Origin of the sequence: Leucobacter chromiireducens, from assembly GCF_051993095.1 — a bacterium.
GTDB classification, from domain to species: Bacteria; Actinomycetota; Actinomycetes; order Actinomycetales; family Microbacteriaceae; genus Leucobacter; species Leucobacter chromiireducens.
This window is the reverse complement of record NZ_CP197024.1, coordinates 546,440-563,579: the sequence shown is the minus strand read 5'-3', so window position 1 is coordinate 563,579 and position 17,140 is coordinate 546,440. Positions and strand designations below refer to the sequence as shown.

Below are 17,140 nucleotides of genomic sequence, written 5' to 3'. Positions count from 1 at the left end.
GCCCTCCTAAGCTTCGGAAGAGCGGCGTTTGTGAGGCGCGTTGCTACGCGCCAGCTCCAATGACGATGCGCGGAACGCCGCGCCACTGCGCAGGGTCAGTAGCGTTGCGGCCGTCCGCAAACAGCTTGATGCCAGGGAAGTCTGCGGGCCCAAGCTCGCGGTACTCCGCGTGGTCAGCCTGCAAGATCGCAACGTCTGCGGGGTCACCGATCGTGTGAGCGGTGAATCCGTAGGCGGCGAGCTCGTCGGCGCTAAAGAGCGGGTCATGCACGGTCACGATCGCACCACGCGATGTGAGTTCCTCAACGGTCGGGAACACCCCGGAAACCGCAGTCTCCTTCACTCCTCCGCGGTACGCTGCGCCGAGAACGACTACGCGAGACCCGTTGAGGTCACCGATCGTCTGTTCAACTCGATCCACCACGTACTGGGGCATGGTTGCGTTGTAGTTGCGCGCGGTCCGCACGATGTCAGCGTCGGGATCCGTTGAGAGATACAGGCGGGGGTACACCGGAATGCAGTGTCCGCCAACCGCGATCCCGGGCCGGTGGATATGACTGAAGGGCTGCGAGTTGCACGCCTCGATCACCTTGTACACGTCGATGCCTGCGGTGTCCGCAAAGCGGGCGAACTGGTTCGCGAGCCCGATATTCACATCACGGTAGGTGGTCTCCGCAAGCTTCGCCATCTCCGCGGCTTCGGCGGTGCCCATGTCCCATACGCCGTTGGGACGTGCGAGATCCGGGCGCTCGTCAAACGTTAGGACGGACTCGTAGAACTCTATGGCTCGCTGCGTGCCCGCTTCGGTGAGGCCGCCAACGAGCTTCGGGTACTTCTTGAGGTCAGCGAAGACGCGCCCCGTGAGCACGCGCTCCGGCGAGAACACCACGTGAAAGTCTTCGCCCTCAGTCAGGCCAGAGACTTCCTCGATGAGCGGCTTCCAGCGGCCACGAACCGTGCCGACGGGCAAGGTTGTTTCGTAGGACACGAGCGTCCCCGGGGTAAGGTGCTCTGCGAGCGAACGCGTAGCGGCGTCCATCCATTTGAAGTCCGGTTGCCAGGTCTCCTCGTCAACGAGAAGCGGCACAACAATAACGATCGCGTCAGCACCGGGGATGGCTTCCGCATAGTCGGTCGTTGCACGGAGCTTTCCCGCGGGAACGAGTTCCGCAAGGCGCTCGGCAAGTTCAGCTTCGCCGGGGAACGGTTCTTCCCCACGATTAATCGCGTCAACCAACGCCTGGTTCACGTCGACGCCAATCACGTCGTGTCCCATCGACGCATACTGCGTTGCGAGGGGGAGGCCAATTTTTCCGGTGGCGACGACTGCGATCTTCACGGGGACAGTCTACGGCTTCTTGCTCGAAGACCGCTCAACCGCCCGCCGATAGACCTCTTCGTAGGCGGCGACGCGCGAAGCCTCGGAGAAACGTGCGCGCGCGTAGGCCGAAATCTCTGTGCGCGACCACAGCTTTGGGTCCCTCATGAGCTCTCCCGCGGCCGCGGCGAGTGGTGCAGCCGCTCGCTCGGAAACGAGCCTCGACGCCTCCGGCGGCAGGAACTCTTCGTGCCCGCCGGTCCCCGTTGCCACCACAGGGAGTCCGTGGGCGAGCGCCTCCGCCATCGCAACACCGAATGTCTCGGTCTCAACCGGAAGCACAAAGAGGTTTGCGGCCTGCAGCTGCTGCGAGAGCTCATCGGGTGTTTGGTGGCCGGGCAGCGTCAGTCGATCGCGTACGCCGAGCTTCTCCGCGAGCGCCACCATTTCATCGCGCAGTGGCCCTGTTCCCACCCACGTGAGACGCGCTTCGAAGCCTCGATCCACCAGCTCGCCCAGCACACCGACGGCTTCGAGCGCGCCCTTCCTCGCAACCATGCCGCCGACGCTGATCATGCGCACCTCGGCAAAGCGTTGGCCTTCCTCGTCCGGCACGGACGCTTCCGGCATCATGACGTGATTCGGGATCACCGTGGTTGGACGCGAACGCACGCGATCGATGACTCGAGCGAGCGCCGAGCTGACCGCGACCGCTTCGGTCGGCCGGCTGAGTAGGCGTGTGAGCAGATGCTTCGCTGCTCGACCCACAAAGTTCCCGCCCGGAGTAACGAGCATCGACATGTGCTCGGTGTGCACAAACGGCTGCCGCACGCGCACCAGTCGCAGTGGGATCAGCGCGGGGAGCGCCATCGAGTGGAGCAACTCCGCGCCACGCAGCTCCTCCTTGATCGCCCGCGCGGCCGCCAGCGTCCCCCGCACGGAACCCACCCGATACGGCACTCGCCGCACCGTCATCCCCGCGGTCCGCTCTTCTTCTTCCCCGGTGCCCAGCAGACTGGGCGTACACAGGTGAAGCACGCGCAGTTCGTGCTGCGATGCGAGCAGCTCAGCGTCGCGAAGGTTGAAGATGCCCGATCCCGGTGCCGCGGCAGTGGGAAACCAAGGGGTCACAACGAGCACGCGCATGCCCTCAGTCTAGGCTCCGCGCCGTCCGAGCGAGCCGCACAAGTAGGATTGAGCACGTGAAGATCATGAGTGTTGTGGGCGCACGCCCCCAGTTCGTTAAACTCGCGCCCATTGCTCGAGCCATCACCTCGGCTGGTCACGAACACGTCATCGTGCATACTGGCCAGCACTACGATCCGATGCTCTCGGACGTGTTTTTCCGCGATCTCGGTATCCCTGAACCCGACGCGCATCTCGGAGTCGGCTCAGGATCGCATGGCGTTCAGACCGGCAGCATGCTTGCGCAAATGGACGAAGTGCTCGAGCGGTTCACCCCCGACTGTGTCCTCGTGTACGGCGACACGAACTCCACGCTTGCCGCCGCGGTGAGTGCGGTCAAGCTGCACTACCCCGTCGCACACCTCGAGGCAGGGTTGCGCTCGTTCAACCGGAGGATGCCCGAGGAACACAACCGTGTGCTGACCGACCACGCCGCTGATCTCTGCCTCGCTCCAACGGAGGTCGCAATGCAGCACCTCGCCACTGAGGGGCTGACTGCGCGGTCCGTTCTCGTGGGCGATGTCATGACCGATGTGTTGTTCGAGGTGCGTGATCGTGTGCTCGCTACCGACGAGCCACACCCGCTTGCTCAGGACTTCGCCGCGGGCGAGTTCTATGTCGCGACCATTCACCGGGCTGAGAACACGAATGAGCCCGATCGGCTCCGAGAGGTTGTCGCTGCGCTGAGCCAGGCAGACAAGCCCGTCGTGCTACTCGCGCACCCTCGTGTTCGCGCGAAGGCCGAGGAGCATGACATCTCGCTCGATTCCGGCGCCTTGACCACCCGCGATCCGCTCGCCTACCCGCAGCTCATTGCCGCTGTGCTCGCAAGCGCTGGAGTCATCACCGACTCGGGCGGCCTGCAGAAGGAGGCGTTCCTCCTGCGTGTCCCGTGCACCACGGTGCGCCACGAGACTGAGTGGGTGGAGACTGTGGAGCTTGGTTGGAACGTGCTCGCGAACACGCCCGCTGAGATCTCGGCAGCGCTCACTCGACCGGCACCCCAGCCCACCGATGCGGCCCCGTACGGTGACGGTCACGCGGCGGAGGCTGCCGTTCGCGCAATTGCGGAACGCATCAACTCGTAAGTGACGCTCGTATCCGCCGTCCTTCAGTCGGCGGGTACGAGCGCAGCTCGCGCCTGGGCAGCGCGCGCTTCCCAGGTGTGCGCTTCACGCACCTCGCGGACGCGCGCGCTCGCGCGCTCATACTCCTCGGGATCCTCCTGCAGGCGAACAAGCAGCTCTGCAAGCGCCTCCGCACTGTACGGAAGGGCCCAGCCCACGCCGTGTTCAACGACAAAGTCGCCGGCGAGCGAGCCCTCAGTGGCGAGAATCGGCTTTCCGTGGCCGAGGTACTCGTACAGTTTCATCGGCGCGGCAAACTCGCGGTAACCGATGGGCTCCATCATCAGGACCCCCAGGTGCGCATCGTCGTAGAGCTCTTCGAGCGCCGCACCGGATCGGTGCACCACGGTCGTGGCCGCTCCCAGCACCTCAGCGTATGCGGACTTCGCCTGCTCCCACTCGTTCTCCCGCGTGCAGATGGTCAGCCGGGCGCCCGGCGCGGCTTCGACGCCCGCGACGGTCTCCTGCATCCGATAGTAACTCCCGGTTCCGCCGACGTAGAGCAGCGACATCCCCTCGTCGGGACGGGCCGAATCAACGATCGGGGATCCCGGTGGGAGCGCGGTGCACTGCTCGATCCGAGTCAGGGGCATCACCTCCGCCATCCGCATCGACGGTACAAAAATCCGCGCAACCGCGGTGCGATAGCGTCGCAGGTCTGAACGGTACAGGCGGCGGGTCACCGCGGCCACAGGCGCGGGCACCGTCTCCAAGTACTTCGGACTATCCCAGTAAATGTCGCGGTAGAACACCCCAACGGGGATCCCGCGTCGGGTGCAGAAGCTGAGGAATCCGAGATCGAGGAAGGGGTGCGTCGGAAGGCTGTGTGATTCGGTCATCGCGGTCGGTTTCGTCGACGCCTCCGAGTACACAAACTCGAACTCCTCGCCCGCCCGAATTCGCCGCTTCACCTCGCGGATGAGCCGCCGGCGCTGTCGCGCGTCTCCCGAAATCTCAACGACCTCGTACCCGATTGCTGCGAATGCATCCCGCATGCGCACCGGCCGGATCCCGCTTGCCGAAGTCGCCTCGCGGTTCAGCGGGTAGGGGACGTGGAAAATCATCTTCGCCATTTAGTGGGACTCGTCAATCGCGTCGCGATACACCTCGGTGTATCTCTGGGTGAAGGTCTTTGCGCCGGCCTCGTCGATACTGATCCGTCGGATCGCGGCGCGGTCGTACTGGCCGGCAGTCTCGCGCATGGTTCGCAATGCCTGCACCAACGCCGCATGGTCGTCAATTTCGACGAGCAGCCCCGTCTCGGGTCGAACCGCATAGCGCCCGCCGTCGGTGTTCGTTGCAATCAGCGGAAGCCCTGCGGCAAGCGCTTCCCAGAACACCACACCGAACGACTCGGCCGTGCTCGGCAGCACGAACGCGTCGTAGTGCGCGAACTCCGCGGCGATGTCCTGTCGTGGCACGGACCCCACGAACAAGACGTTGCTCAGGCCCAGCTGCTCAGCCACCCGTTCGAGCTCAGAGCGATGTTCCGAGTCACCAGCGATCCGAAGCTGCACTGCAGGGCTATTCCCGAACGCTTCGGCAAACGCCTCGATCAGCCGGTCGACGCGCTTCATGGGAGTGAGGTTCGATACACACCCGAACACGAACGGGTCGGCGGCCTGTCGCGCAGGCTCCAACTCAGCAAACTGCGCGGGCAGCAGGTTGGGAATCGATTCCCAGCTCAGCGGGGCGTACACCTGCGAAAGCTGACTCGCAAATCCTGGCGATACCGCGATAAGCGCGGCAGCCTCGCATGCCACGTTCCGCAGGAGTGCGGCCAACCGCGGAGAGCCAAGCTCCTCGATCGAGCTCTCAGCACGATGCTCAGTCACCACGAACGGGATACCGTGGCGTTTCGCGATACGAGCCGCCGCAACCCCACCCGGGTTCATCGCGTGCGCGTGCAGCACGTCAGGTCGCCCGTGCTGCGCAACGTACTGTACGAAATAGCGTTCCCAGCGTCGCGCGATCGCCTGCGCGTTCAGCCGATGCGCGAACGGGATCGGTCGAAGCGCGGCTCCGCGCCACACGGTGACGCCGTTCTCCTGTGCCGGCGCGGCACGCAAGGCGGTCGCTGCCCGGAATGCGCCACGGTCGAGCACAGATGCAGCGGTGACACTGATCACCCCGACCTGATGACCGGCCTGAACGAGAGCTTCCGCTTGCTCTCGGAAGAAGCTCCCGTGAAACTCGCCCTCCCCCTGGGGATACCACGACGGGAGCATCAGAATGTGCATGCGGATGTCCTCGGGTTGATCGTGCGGGAGGTCCCCATGCTACCGGAGTTCCTGTAGCCGAGCCGGGCACGGCAGAATAGAGCACATGCAGATCGATGTGCAGCTCACGGACGCGGAATGGCAGAGCCAGGAGACTCCGTCGGGCACGCTCCTCTGGCGCGGTTTCCCCGACAGCGTTGAGGATCTCAGTCGCGCCATCGCCGCCGCAGCCGCAACCGGGCATGCTGATGCCACCGCAGCCGCGGGCCACTGGACCGCGATCCTTCGCTCGCCCAGCGGCGTCATCCTTGCGCAGGACAGCGTCCGCAGCTGGCCACTCTTTATCGCAACGGACGAGCACGGCAAGCGCACCGTTACGGATCAGATCGATCGAGCGCGGCAGGCTGCGGGCGATCCCGATCGTGATGGAGCAGCGGCGCTCGAGTTTCTCCAGCTCGGCTATGTCACCGGCGGTGACACGCTCTTCACGCGGATCTCTCAGCTGCAAGCAGGCGAATGGCGCAGGATCAGCGGGGAGACGGACGAACGTTTGTCCGGTGCGCTCGGAATGAAGCCGCATGTCGCCCCCGGGATCACTGATGTGGCGGAGCTTGATGCTGCGTTCACGGGCGCTCTCGACGCAGTGTTCGACCGGTTGTTCGATCGGATCGGCGAACGCCAGGTCGTCATCCCACTGAGCGGGGGGCTCGACTCCCGCCTGCTCGCCATTGCACTGCGGGAACGGGGGCACCAGAACGTCGTGAATTTCACGTACGGCGTTGGGCGCACCCGCGAAGTCGCGATCAGCGAAGAGGTCGCTGCCGCGCTGGGGCAACGGTGGGAATTCATCCAGTACTCCAACGAAGAAATTCGCGCGGCGTGGCAGTCACCAGCGGCCGCCGAGTTCATTACCGCAAGCTATGCTGGCGCGTCTCTCCCCCACATTCAGGATTGGTATCCAGTCGCCGAGCTTCGCCGTCGCGGTTTGATCGCCGATGACGCGGTGTTCCTCCCCGGGCACACGGTCGTCGGGAATATGCACGACGAAGAAATTCTCGTGGACCCGCAACCGATGTCGCGTGCTGCACTCACGGACGTCCTGCTGCACCATCACGCGACGATTCAGCCGAGTCACGACGCGCTGCGAGATTCACCCCGGTTCTCGGCGAAGCTCGCAGAGTTCCTCGACGGAATGCAATACGACGGAAGCCCAGCGTCTCGCCTGGATGCCCTGGAGTCGTGGAACATCGTTGAGCGCCAAACCAAGTACATCAATCACTCGGTGCGCGGCTACGAACACCACGGGTATGAATGGGCGCTCCCGATGCTCGACCGCGAGCTTCTCGATGTCTGGGCGCGGTTCGATCTCTCGGTCGCTCAGGATCGCGAATGGTACCGAGGGTACGTTGACCGCAGGTACACCGCGGCGAGCGGTCAGAGCGCGCCGACGTTTGAGGCGTTTGCCGCCGCAAACGTGAGCAAGAGCAACCGGGACCGCGTGAAGGCGGTGCTCCGCGGGCTCGGCCTGCTCCGACGCGTCGAACGGGGAATCACCGCGAACGCGTACGCACAGCATCCGATGGGATTCCAGGAGTTCGTAGGAGACGCAACGCCGGCGGAGGTGCGCAAGTTCATCCTTCGTGGCGGGCTGCCGATGGGAATCTACACGCGGAAGTTCCTTGACGACAGTTGGAACCCGCACACCCGAATCTTCCGCGGGCAGCCTTCCTAGCCGCGAGAACCGCGCAGCAGCAGCGCACCCGCGAGGTGGTAGCGGAGCGGGGCCTGCGAGTGGAAAACGTATCTCATTCGCTGTGGCAGCAACGCGCCGGGTGAACGCAGGTGACCACGGGCCGCAAGCAGGTCGCGAAGGATCGCTGAGTCCGTTTCCTCCGCGCGAATCGCAGCGAGCAACCGTGCATCGGCTCGCGAGAGAAGCCCTGGAGCGAGCGGCGCCCAGGCGGCAATCCGTTCCGCTGCTTCGGCGAGCTGTGACGCTGCCTCGCGATCCCACGCTCCATTGATTCTGGCCCGCAGCGCATCAAAGAGGTGCACCCGCATCAGTTTCACGCCCAAGCTCAACCGCGCGTTCTTCGAACGGGCCCACGGCGTGCCAGGGGCAAGCGTCACATCGAGCGAGGCGAACTCTTCCGCCACGGAACGCGAGACGGCGGTGACTCGATCAACCTGGTCATCATGTTCCAGGTAGCGCGGCGCTCGGGTCGGGAACACCACGCGCGATCCGGGAGTGAACCAGAGCTCCGCGGTGACCGGCTGGTCTTCGCCGGTGGGAATGCCCTCAGCAAACCGAAGGTGCCCGAACCGTGCGCGGCCGATCAGCCCGAGCGGAGAGGCCCGGTAGGCCAGTCGGTCCAGGTACGGGTCGAGCGGACTCCCGGTGCGCGCCCGCATCCACCGAATCGGCGGCGAGGGGTGGAGCCTGCCGTGTGCTCCCGAAGTTGGCGCAATCACCGCGTCAGCTGCGCCGGCGGGCGTCTCCGCTGCAGCGAGCCACGCATCGAGCGCGCCCGGCTCAAGCGAATCATCGGAGTCGAGCATTGCCGTGTACTGGGCCGTCGCGAGTGAGAGGCCCAGGTTCTTCGGCCCCGCCGGGGTTCGGTAGTCGTCCGTATGAGTAATCACTCGGAGACGGGGATCATCGAGGTACTCCTGCAGCCGCGCGCTGATCGGCGCTGGATCGGTGTTATGCACAACCACGGTGACCCGAACGTCTGCGACCGTGTGCTTGAGCACCGAACCCACTGCGCGTTCCACTGGCCGGCTGGGCGTGTGGACCGCAGTAATCACATCAACAGCTGGAGCGGGGTGTGTGTCTTGCATTTCAGCGACCGCGCGGGTGTGTAAGAAGACCGCCGAGGGCGGCAACCAGCACCGGCAGCTCGGCATCGGAGTTCAGGACCTCAGCGGCTGTGTGCGATGCAGCCTTCCACGCACGCACGTCCTCGGCCGTCACCGCGTCCAGTGCGCGCACCACGGCGTCTTCGTCGAAGCCGTCCGCGACGAGGCCGAGTCCAAATCCCTTGACCCGGCTCGCCATATCTTCGGTGGGACCGACCACGAGCCCTAACCGGGCCTGCACGTAGTCGAACAGCTTGTTCGGGAGCGCAAGCGCATTGTTCGTGTTCGTCGCTGGCAGCACATGGATCCCGAGATCGTATTCGTTGAGCGTCGCGATCAGCTCGTCATAGGGCTTCGGAGGCAGGATCCGCACGCGGTCGCCGAGCTCCGACGCAAGTGCGAGCAGTGACTGCGCGTACTCCGTGTGCTGCCCGGTGAGATACATGTCCATCTGCAGCGGAGCGGAAGATCGAGCAACTGCCCGCATCATGATCTCGGGCTGGCGGTTGGGCTGGGCTCCGCCGGAGTGCACCACCCGAATCACATCGCCGACCGGAGTTGGGAGCAGGTCATGCTTCGGGGTCGCGTTGTGGACCACGCCGCAAGATACCCCGAACTCACGTTGGTATCGGTCTGCAATGGCCTGAGAAACGGTGATCGCCGCGCCGGCCCGCGCCACAAACGTGCGAATCATCCACCGATAATACGGTTGCCGCAAACGCACCCAGTTGGGGATCTGGTCGTGGAGCCCAGGCCAGTACTCGTGGAGGTCCGAGAGCGTGCGCTCGTACCCGGCACCCGCTGCCGCAACCGGCACGCTCTCGAGGTCGTTCGCAATCGCGAGATCGAAGGTCCGTCCGCGGAGCAGGCGGCGAGCTTGACGCGCTTCGGTCTCAAGCGAGAATGCGCCACGCCACATCTTTGCCCGGAGCAGGACCGCCTGGGCGACGTCCCGGATCTTGGACTCCTGGGGAGTGAGTTCGATGTGCTCGACGTCTTCCCGGATCGCCGGACCCCGCCCGCATGTCGTCACTCGGAATTGTTCCGCGAAGAGGTTGATCTGCTTCTTCACGCGTGCATCGTTTGCGATGTCGGAGAAAGAAACGATGAGGAGGCTCGGCCGCTGGTCGGTGGTCACTCACACATCCTAACTACGCTGCGGAGCCGGCTGAGCTGTCGCCGGCCTCTTCATCCAGCAACTCGGTAAGCGCGCGCGAGCGCCTCCCCCGCATCAGGAACGCTTCCGCAGCGAACGTCCGGAGCGGGTTCGCGGGGATCAGCTTGGACCGGAAACTCGCAGCGTCGATGGCGCGCATTGCGCGCTCAAAACCGGCGGCGTCTTCCGCTCGGATCGCGTCGATGGCTTGTGCCTCACGCCGCTGGAAGAACCCGCGGCTTCCCGGAGCAAACTGCAAAAGCTCGTTGAGGGTCGCTGCGGCCTCCGGGAGGAATTCCGAGATCGAGCGCCCGGCGCGGAGTTGAGCGATGAGAAAGTCCAGCACGTGGCGGCGCATGAGCTTCACTGCAATTGCCTGCCGCTTTCGACGCTTCAAAGCCTCGAGAGCGGGCAGTCTGACTACCGAGCGCACCGGTGAGAAGAGTACCCCTGGGGAGTGCTGTTCTTGGGTCACACGGTCGGTGGCATCGCCATGCAAGTAGTACCCAGAGGGCGCTGACACGTAGCGAATATGCGAGGCATGGTTCCAGACATAGAGGCCAATACCGATGTCCTCGCCCACACGAAAGGACTCGTCAAACTTCGGACAGTCAGCGTTCTGGAGTACCGCGGTGCGCACCAACGTCCCTTGGAGTGTGGTGCGATAATTCAGCAAGTCTCGCACCGGATCGAGCCGGTCGAAGCGAGCAAGCCGAGGAACTGGCGCGAGTGCTCTCCCGCTCCCCTCGACATACATCTGTCCCACAACCAAGTCAGGTTTCGCGGAAAGCTCCGCAGCCAGCACAGCGAGAGCACCAGGCTGAAGCTCATCGTCCGAATCCAAGAAACCAAGATATCGCGCAGAGGAACGCGTGATCCCAAGGTTTCGCGGAGCCGCTGGCGAGTTCGTATCGTCGTTCAGAACGAGGATCCGCACAGCGGGGTCCTCGGCCACCGTCCCCAGTCGTGTTCGGATCTCGCCCGCATCAATGTTGTGACACACGACCACAGCCGAGGCTCCGTCAACACGGTCCGCGAGGACACTCCTCACAGCGCGAGCAATCGGGCGGGACAGCGAGTGGACGGGAATAACTATGTCGATAGTGCTCATCCAGCTACTCCACGAGACCAGCGAGCGTCGCCTGCATTCTGAAGTCTGGCACCTGCGCGACCACTTCGTCGAACGTCCCGCTTCCCAGGATCCGGCCCTGATCGAGGTAGCACACCTGGTCGTAGTCGCGAATCGTCGCGAGGCGGTGTGCCACCGTGATGAAGGTCACTTCGCCTTGAAGATCACGCATTGATTCCGTGATCCGGTTCTCGGTTGCAGTATCGAGCGAACTCGTCGCCTCATCCATCACCATCACCATCGGGTCGGAATAGAGCGCACGCGCGATTCCAAGTCGCTGCTGTTGCCCTCCTGAGACAGACTGGCCACGTTCCCCTATTGGCTCAGCGATACCTCGGCCTCTGGCAATGAGCTCACCAAGATGAGCACGTTCAAGCGAATGCGCAACGCGCGTTGCGTCATAGTCCGACTCCCAAGTCAAAGCAACGTTCTGAGCGATTGAAGCGTCGAAAAGAGCAACTCTCTGTGGCACGTATCCCACGCGGCTACGCCACTGCTGCATAACCTTTGTCAGCGGGATGCCGTCAATGGTCATCTCACCGGAAGTTGGCTCACTCAGGCCGAGCAGAATATCGATGAGTGTGGATTTTCCTGCTCCGGAGGGACCGACCACCGCAAGACTCTGACCAAACGGGACCCGGAGGGAGAGCTCTCTCAATACTTCGTTTTCCGCACCCGGATAGCGGAAGCTCACGCTCTTGAGTTCGAGCATTCGTGGCGCTTCTGGGAGCGGGAGAGGGTCGGAGACGATCGTTGCTTGTTTCTCCTTCTGCGCACGAGAGGCACGAAGCTGCGCGATAACGTCTCGCGCGAAAAACAAATTGGCAGAGGCGTTCGTGATCGCTCCCTGGACGCCATTCATTGCCGGGATCATCCTGAAGCCCGTTGCGGCGAACAGCGTCACCGACGCCACCGCTGCCGCGCTGCCTCCGAGCGCGAACGAGGCCGCGCCGATCAGCAGGAAGCCCCCGATGAGCGCGGCCTCGAAGGCGTACTTAGGCACAATGCCCAGGAACGACATATTCGCGCGAGCACGCGTCGCGCGTGCACGGTTCTTCGATACGACGCGGCCGACCTCGTCGAGCTTCCCCCGCAGGGTTACTTCCTTCAGCGCGTCAACCATCTCAGTCATGATCGTCGCAACGCGGTACGCAAAGTGGCGATTGTGCTCGCCGGCAAGCTTCGCACGACGCGTAATGAGGAGCATCATGACGAGCGAGATCGAGGAGAGATACACGAGCGCGATGAGCGCGGTGAGTGGGTCCGCCACGACCAGAACGGCAAGCACAGCGACGAAGGTGAGCGCGTTCCCGGGAATCTGAGACAGCGGCAGAATGAAGCCAAGGTTCGTGTTCGCCATCGAAGTGTCGACTACGCGCGTAACTTCGGCTGTGCTCATGCGCGAGCGCTCTTCCCAGCTTGATCGCATGTAGTTCCGAAAGAGCTCGTCGCCCACCTCAAGCTCATATCGCGCAAAGCGGCGTGTCGCGAACCAGTGGAGAATAACCGCGAACACACCCTTAAAAATAAAGAGCGCACACACAACCACAGCCACCCACGGCACAGCCCCGGCCGGAAGCTCTCCGATTATCGGAAGGGTGATTGGCTTCCCGGACACAAGGGGGGTGACAGTGAGCACGATCAGCGCAAGCGCTGCCGTATCCAGGATCGCGAGGAGGCTGGTCACGATGGAGTACCAGATATAGAAAGGTTTGGCCCCGGAGGGCAGCACGTCGAACAGCTCGAGGAGAGTCTTCCAAATGGTTTTCACGGCAGATCCACTCCACTCTTCGTGCCAGCGGGACCACCGGCATCGCACTCTTCCAGCCAGGTCGCCAACACTCGACCGCTTTCGCGACCGTCATGCCAGTACTTCACAAAAGCTCGTCCCGCCTCGCTCACGCGCGCGCATCCTTCAGGATCCGCGCTCAGCGCCCGAATTACCTGCTCCAGCGTATCCGGCTGCGCTTCAACAATGGGGAGCTCTTGGCCGCTCAGTTCACGAGTACGTGTACGCACCACTTCTGGGACATGTGCCACGACAACGCGTCCAGCTGCCATCGCCTCGCAAGCGGCAACCCCGTAGGGACCGCCACGAACCTGGTCAACCACGATATCCGCATTGCCCACGAGCTTCCTCACTGCAGCGTGAGGTACGCCGGAGGCTGATCGATACTCGATTAGACCCTCAGCGTCGAGGGCTCTCAGCACCGGTTCAATGAGAGCCGTTCCCTTGACCTGCGAGCTCGACGGTACATGAACCACCACCGGGGTGCGGCTCCGGGAAAATGGGGCATCCGCTGCGCTCTGGGCCCAGGCTTCAACGTCGACCACAACGGGCAACCAGGTTGCGTCTGGCAGCTCAGTCAGGAGGTCTGGTGTGGAAACAAACACCGGCGCATCAACGCGTTCCACAAGTCCACGACTACGCGCTGCGCGAGCCCGCATCTGCGCCGTGAACCCTGGGTCAACTCTGAAGTACGAGAGCGGCTCGGCCGCGAGGTGCAAGTCTGGGTCCCGCAGGTCACTCCCGTGGAACAAGAGACCGACCCCGACACCGGCCTCGCGGAGTTGTGAGATCTGCGCAGCGGGATCATTGTTGTGCATCCCACCCAAAGGCGGGAGGGCAGATTCCACGAGGACCGCAGAGTACTCACGCAGCGCCGCAAACTGGGCCCTCTGCCACCGCCCGGAATACGCTCCGTACCCGCTGAGCACCGCTTGGTCGACGGGAAACTGGTAGCGGTCATCGTTGTGGATGAACTGCATGCTCGTGGCGGCAAGGCCGGGCCGAGAACGTTCCACAGCCCGCGCCCAGGCGTACCCCTGGCCCGCGCTGTTCGCCGGCCCGATGAGGAGCCTCCACTCCGCCCCTCCGGTCTGGGCAGCGGAAGGCAGCGGATTCCCAGCCAGGCGCAGCTTCGCAACTGACACGGCCGCCCAGACCCGGTCTTTCAGCGTCGGCCTAGGCACGAGTGCCCCGCCCGGTCTGCTCCCGAACGAATTCGACCACACGGTCCGCAACCCCGGCAAGTGACACGTTGCGCACCGCCCAGTTGGCGATATCTTGCCGCGATGAGCTTCCGCGTTCGGCAACGCGTCGGATCGCTCCGGCTACCGCGGCGTCGTCGTAGTCGGTTCCTTCGCCAAGCATCGTTGTTTTCGCAAGCGCATCGCGCGCAGGCCCGGGCCCCGCATAGACCACCGGCGTCCCGCATCCCCAAGCGGCAAAGACCTTCGTGGGGTACGCAAAGTCATAGCCAGCCCCGGGCCGAATACTCGCGAGACTTACCGTGGCGCCACGAAGCCACGCGGCAGCTTCGTGCGGTGGCACCGGATCATGGAACTCGACCGGCGCCGAGAGCTCTTCGGCAAGTGCACGAAGCTCCGCAAAGGCGGTCCCCTGGCCCAGGAACACCAGCGAAATCGGTGTTCCCGCGCGGTTGAGCTCCGCCACCGCGCGCACGAACACCTCCGCGCCCTGCCATTCCGAAGCCGTACCCGTATAAATGGCGTAGGCACCGCTCGGCGCCGCAGCCGCGGTTTCCCCGTCTGGCCGGAATACCGCGGTATCGATCCCGTTCCCGACCACACGCACACGAGCACGTGGGGCGATGGCCTTCACACGCTCCGCGACGCCCTCGTTCACCGCAAGCACACCCGCGGCCCTGTTCCACGCGACGCGTTCCATCCACCGCACTGCACGCACGACAAAGCTGGGTGCTCCGGTGCTCTCGCTCGCATCAGACCAAACGTCAGCGGCGTAGGGGAACACCGGAATCCTCCGGATCCACGCGGCGACCGTGGCGCTCAGCGCGGTAGTGGGCGGAGGCTCGACGACCAGAGCGTCCTGACCGCGACCGAGCAGAATCCGGAACCACAACGGAATGTCAAAACTCATGTACTGGGCGTACCCACGTACATACCCAGTGCTGTCCCGGAGCACCGGGAATCGTGTCACACGATAGTTTGTTGCTGACGGTACGGCCCCTTCCGGGGGCTGTACCGTCAGCACACGGACGACATCGCCAGACTCAGCGAAGCGGCTCGCAAGTGCGCTCAAGCGGAACGAGGCAGCACTGGGCTCGGGATCGAAGATCCGCGTGGCAATCGCTATTCGCATAGTCCAGTTCGGGGTTCACAGGCGTCGAGAGACGCCTAGGATCCTGCCCCAAGTACCGCAGTTACGCCAGCCACGATTCGATCCAGATCCACCGCAGTCAGCGCAGGGTGGACCGGCAGCGAAAGCACTTCGCTCGCGGCACGTTCCGTCTCGGGAAGCTCGAGGCCCGGCGCGAAGTGCGCCAGCGAGGGCAGGCGATGGTTCGGAATCGGGTAGTACACGCCGGAACCAACGTTGTGCTCATCCTTCAGAGCGGTCCGAATACGATCCCGCTCCCCCGCTGCAACCCGGATTGTGTACTGGTGATACACGTGCACGGCGCCGTCTCGTACCACCGGAGTGAGCACGCCGTCGACGCCAGCAAGTCCCTCGTTCAAGAACGCGGCGTTTTCTTGCCGCTTCGCAGTCCACGCATCGACCTTCGTGAGCTGGACACGTCCGATCGCCGCGTGAATATCTGTCATACGCGCGTTGAAACCGACGACCTCGTTCTCATACTGCGTCTCCATGCCCTGATTGCGCAGCAGCCGAACACCGCGTGCCAGTTCTGGGGTCGCGCAGGTCACCATGCCTCCCTCGCCCGCGGTCATGTTCTTCGTGGGGTAGAGGCTGAACATGGCGAAGTCGCCGAAGGTGCCGACCGGCTGGCCCTTCCAGCTCGCGCCATGTGCCTGCGCGGCGTCCTCGTACACTGCAATTCCTGCGTCGCGAGCGATCGCACCAATCTCATCAGCGAGGAACGGGTGACCGTAGAGGTGCACGGGCATGACACCCTTCGTGCGCGGCGTAATCGCAGCGCGCACAGCTTCAGGGTCGAGGGTAAACGTCTCAGGCTCGATATCCACGAACACCGGGGTGGCACCCGTCAGCGCAACGGAGTTGCCCGTCGCGGCAAACGTGAAGGAGGGCACGATCACTTCGTCGCCGGGACCCACTCCCGCCGCGAGCAGGCCGAGGTGCTGCCCGCTGGTGCCGGAGTTCACGGCAACGGTTTCGCGGCCCTGTACGAAGTGGTCCGCGAACTCACGCTCGAACGCAGCGACCTCGGGCCCCTGGGCGATCATGCCCGAACGGAGCACACGGTCCACGGCCTCGCGCTCTTCGTCCCCAATGAGCGGGCGGGCCGGCGGAATGAACTCGGGCTCAGTCGACATGCGTGCCTCTCTTCTCCTGCGTATTCAAAGCGCCCGCGGGTGCCAAGCGATTCACCCCGCCTCTCGGATGGGCAGACGGAGCATGCCAATCCTACAGAACCGCGTCTGAGGCCCCGCTGCCGCACAGTGCGCTGAGTTCTTCTGGATCTGAGACAATATGCGCATGACGTCCCCCAGCCCCGGGCTTGCAGCCCCTTCGCATCGCAATCCTGACACCTGGGTTGTGATTCCGCTGTTTAACGAGGCTACGGTGATCGGTCAGGTCATTTCAGAGCTGCGCAACGCTTTCTCGAACGTCGTCTGCATCGACGACGGGTCGCGCGATGGGTCTGGGGAGGTCGCCCGAAACGCGGGGGCTTGCATTGTGCGACACCCGATCAATCTCGGGCAGGGAGCCGCACTGCAGACTGGTTTTGAGTATGCCCTTGAGCGTGGTGCGAAGTTTGTAGTGACCTTTGACGCAGACGGGCAGCATCGTGTCGTAGACGCGGTCGCGATGCTCGATCGTGCACGAGACGAGGATCTTGCCATTGTCTTTGGCTCGCGCTTCCTTGACGACCGCACAAAGCCTGGCTTGATGAAGAAGATCGTGCTCAAGACTGCCGTGTGGGTCACGAACGTGACAACACGTACTCGACTCACCGATGCCCACAATGGGCTTCGGGTGATTCGAGAGGACGCACTCCGCAGGATCAAGTTGCGTCAGGATCGCATGGCTCACGGGACCGAGATCGTTGTTCAGCTGGGGCGCACCGGGCTGCCATATGCTGAGCAGCCCGTTGAAGTGATCTATACGGACTACTCAAAGGCAAAGGGCCAGTCTCTGCTGAACTCCGTCAACATTCTCATCGACCTCGTCATTCGGTAGGC

Annotated in this window: 14 protein-coding genes; 3 read left to right on the top strand and 11 right to left on the bottom strand. The window is 63.8% G+C overall.

Going from position 1 to position 17,140, the window contains the following annotated elements:
- Window positions 1-43 precede the first annotated feature (43 nt).
- Together ACR81A_RS02470 and ACR81A_RS02465 are read right to left on the bottom strand one after the other, a co-directional pair.
- Window positions 44-1,339 (bottom strand): nucleotide sugar dehydrogenase, encoded by a 1,296-nt coding sequence (locus tag ACR81A_RS02470; RefSeq protein ID WP_440312474.1) that lies wholly within the window; start codon window positions 1,337-1,339, stop codon window positions 44-46.
- Between the two features lie 9 nt (window positions 1,340-1,348).
- On the bottom strand, window positions 1,349-2,464 hold the full coding sequence (locus ACR81A_RS02465; protein WP_440312473.1) for a glycosyltransferase family 4 protein: 1,116 nt from the start codon (window positions 2,462-2,464) through the stop codon (window positions 1,349-1,351).
- 56 nt (window positions 2,465-2,520) lie between these two features.
- On the opposite strand from ACR81A_RS02465, the gene wecB reads away from it, so the two are divergent.
- Window positions 2,521-3,591: a non-hydrolyzing UDP-N-acetylglucosamine 2-epimerase gene (gene wecB, locus ACR81A_RS02460; protein ID WP_440312472.1), complete on the top strand. Its 1,071-nt coding sequence runs from the start codon at window positions 2,521-2,523 to the stop codon at window positions 3,589-3,591.
- A 23-nt stretch (window positions 3,592-3,614) separates the two neighbouring features.
- Here wecB and ACR81A_RS02455 read toward each other — a convergent pair whose 3' ends face one another.
- Window positions 3,615-4,703 (bottom strand): glycosyltransferase, encoded by a 1,089-nt coding sequence (locus ACR81A_RS02455; RefSeq protein ID WP_440312471.1) that lies wholly within the window; start codon window positions 4,701-4,703, stop codon window positions 3,615-3,617.
- Entirely contained in the window at window positions 4,704-5,870 is a 1,167-nt protein-coding gene (locus ACR81A_RS02450; protein WP_440312470.1) for a glycosyltransferase, read from the bottom strand.
- An 85-nt stretch (window positions 5,871-5,955) separates the two neighbouring features.
- On the opposite strand from ACR81A_RS02450, the gene ACR81A_RS02445 reads away from it, so the two are divergent.
- Window positions 5,956-7,581: an asparagine synthase-related protein gene (locus ACR81A_RS02445; protein WP_440312469.1), complete on the top strand. Its 1,626-nt coding sequence runs from the start codon at window positions 5,956-5,958 to the stop codon at window positions 7,579-7,581.
- On the opposite strand, the gene ACR81A_RS02440 is transcribed toward ACR81A_RS02445, so the two are convergent.
- From ACR81A_RS02440 to ACR81A_RS02410, 7 genes are all read right to left on the bottom strand, one after another.
- The gene (locus tag ACR81A_RS02440; protein ID WP_440312468.1) at window positions 7,578-8,690 is read right to left on the bottom strand and encodes a glycosyltransferase family A protein; all 1,113 of its coding nucleotides are present in this window, start codon (window positions 8,688-8,690) and stop codon (window positions 7,578-7,580) included. The two genes, ACR81A_RS02445 and ACR81A_RS02440, sit on opposite strands and share 4 nt — an antisense overlap.
- 1 nt (window position 8,691) lies before the next feature.
- Window positions 8,692-9,846, bottom strand: a complete 1,155-nt coding sequence (locus tag ACR81A_RS02435; protein WP_440312467.1) for a glycosyltransferase — start codon at window positions 9,844-9,846, stop codon at window positions 8,692-8,694.
- Between the two features lie 13 nt (window positions 9,847-9,859).
- The gene (locus ACR81A_RS02430) at window positions 9,860-10,975 is read right to left on the bottom strand and encodes a glycosyltransferase family 2 protein (RefSeq protein ID WP_440312466.1); all 1,116 of its coding nucleotides are present in this window, start codon (window positions 10,973-10,975) and stop codon (window positions 9,860-9,862) included.
- 4 nt (window positions 10,976-10,979) lie between these two features.
- Window positions 10,980-12,764, bottom strand: coding sequence for an ABC transporter ATP-binding protein (locus tag ACR81A_RS02425; protein ID WP_440312465.1), 1,785 nt, complete (start codon window positions 12,762-12,764; stop codon window positions 10,980-10,982).
- A complete protein-coding gene (locus ACR81A_RS02420; RefSeq protein ID WP_440312464.1) occupies window positions 12,761-13,408 on the bottom strand; it encodes a hypothetical protein in 648 nt (215 codons plus the stop codon). Before ACR81A_RS02420 ends, ACR81A_RS02425 begins: the two co-directional genes overlap by 4 nt.
- A gap of 550 nt (window positions 13,409-13,958) precedes the next feature.
- A complete protein-coding gene (locus ACR81A_RS02415; protein ID WP_440312463.1) occupies window positions 13,959-15,116 on the bottom strand; it encodes a glycosyltransferase family 4 protein in 1,158 nt (385 codons plus the stop codon).
- Window positions 15,117-15,151: 35 nt separating this feature from the next.
- Window positions 15,152-16,270 (bottom strand): DegT/DnrJ/EryC1/StrS family aminotransferase, encoded by a 1,119-nt coding sequence (locus tag ACR81A_RS02410; protein ID WP_440312462.1) that lies wholly within the window; start codon window positions 16,268-16,270, stop codon window positions 15,152-15,154.
- Window positions 16,271-16,433: 163 nt separating this feature from the next.
- Here ACR81A_RS02410 and ACR81A_RS02405 point away from each other — a divergent pair, with 163 nt between their 5' ends.
- Complete coding sequence (locus tag ACR81A_RS02405; protein ID WP_440312461.1) at window positions 16,434-17,138, top strand: glycosyltransferase family 2 protein; 705 nt, start codon at window positions 16,434-16,436, stop codon at window positions 17,136-17,138.
- Window positions 17,139-17,140 lie beyond the last annotated feature (2 nt).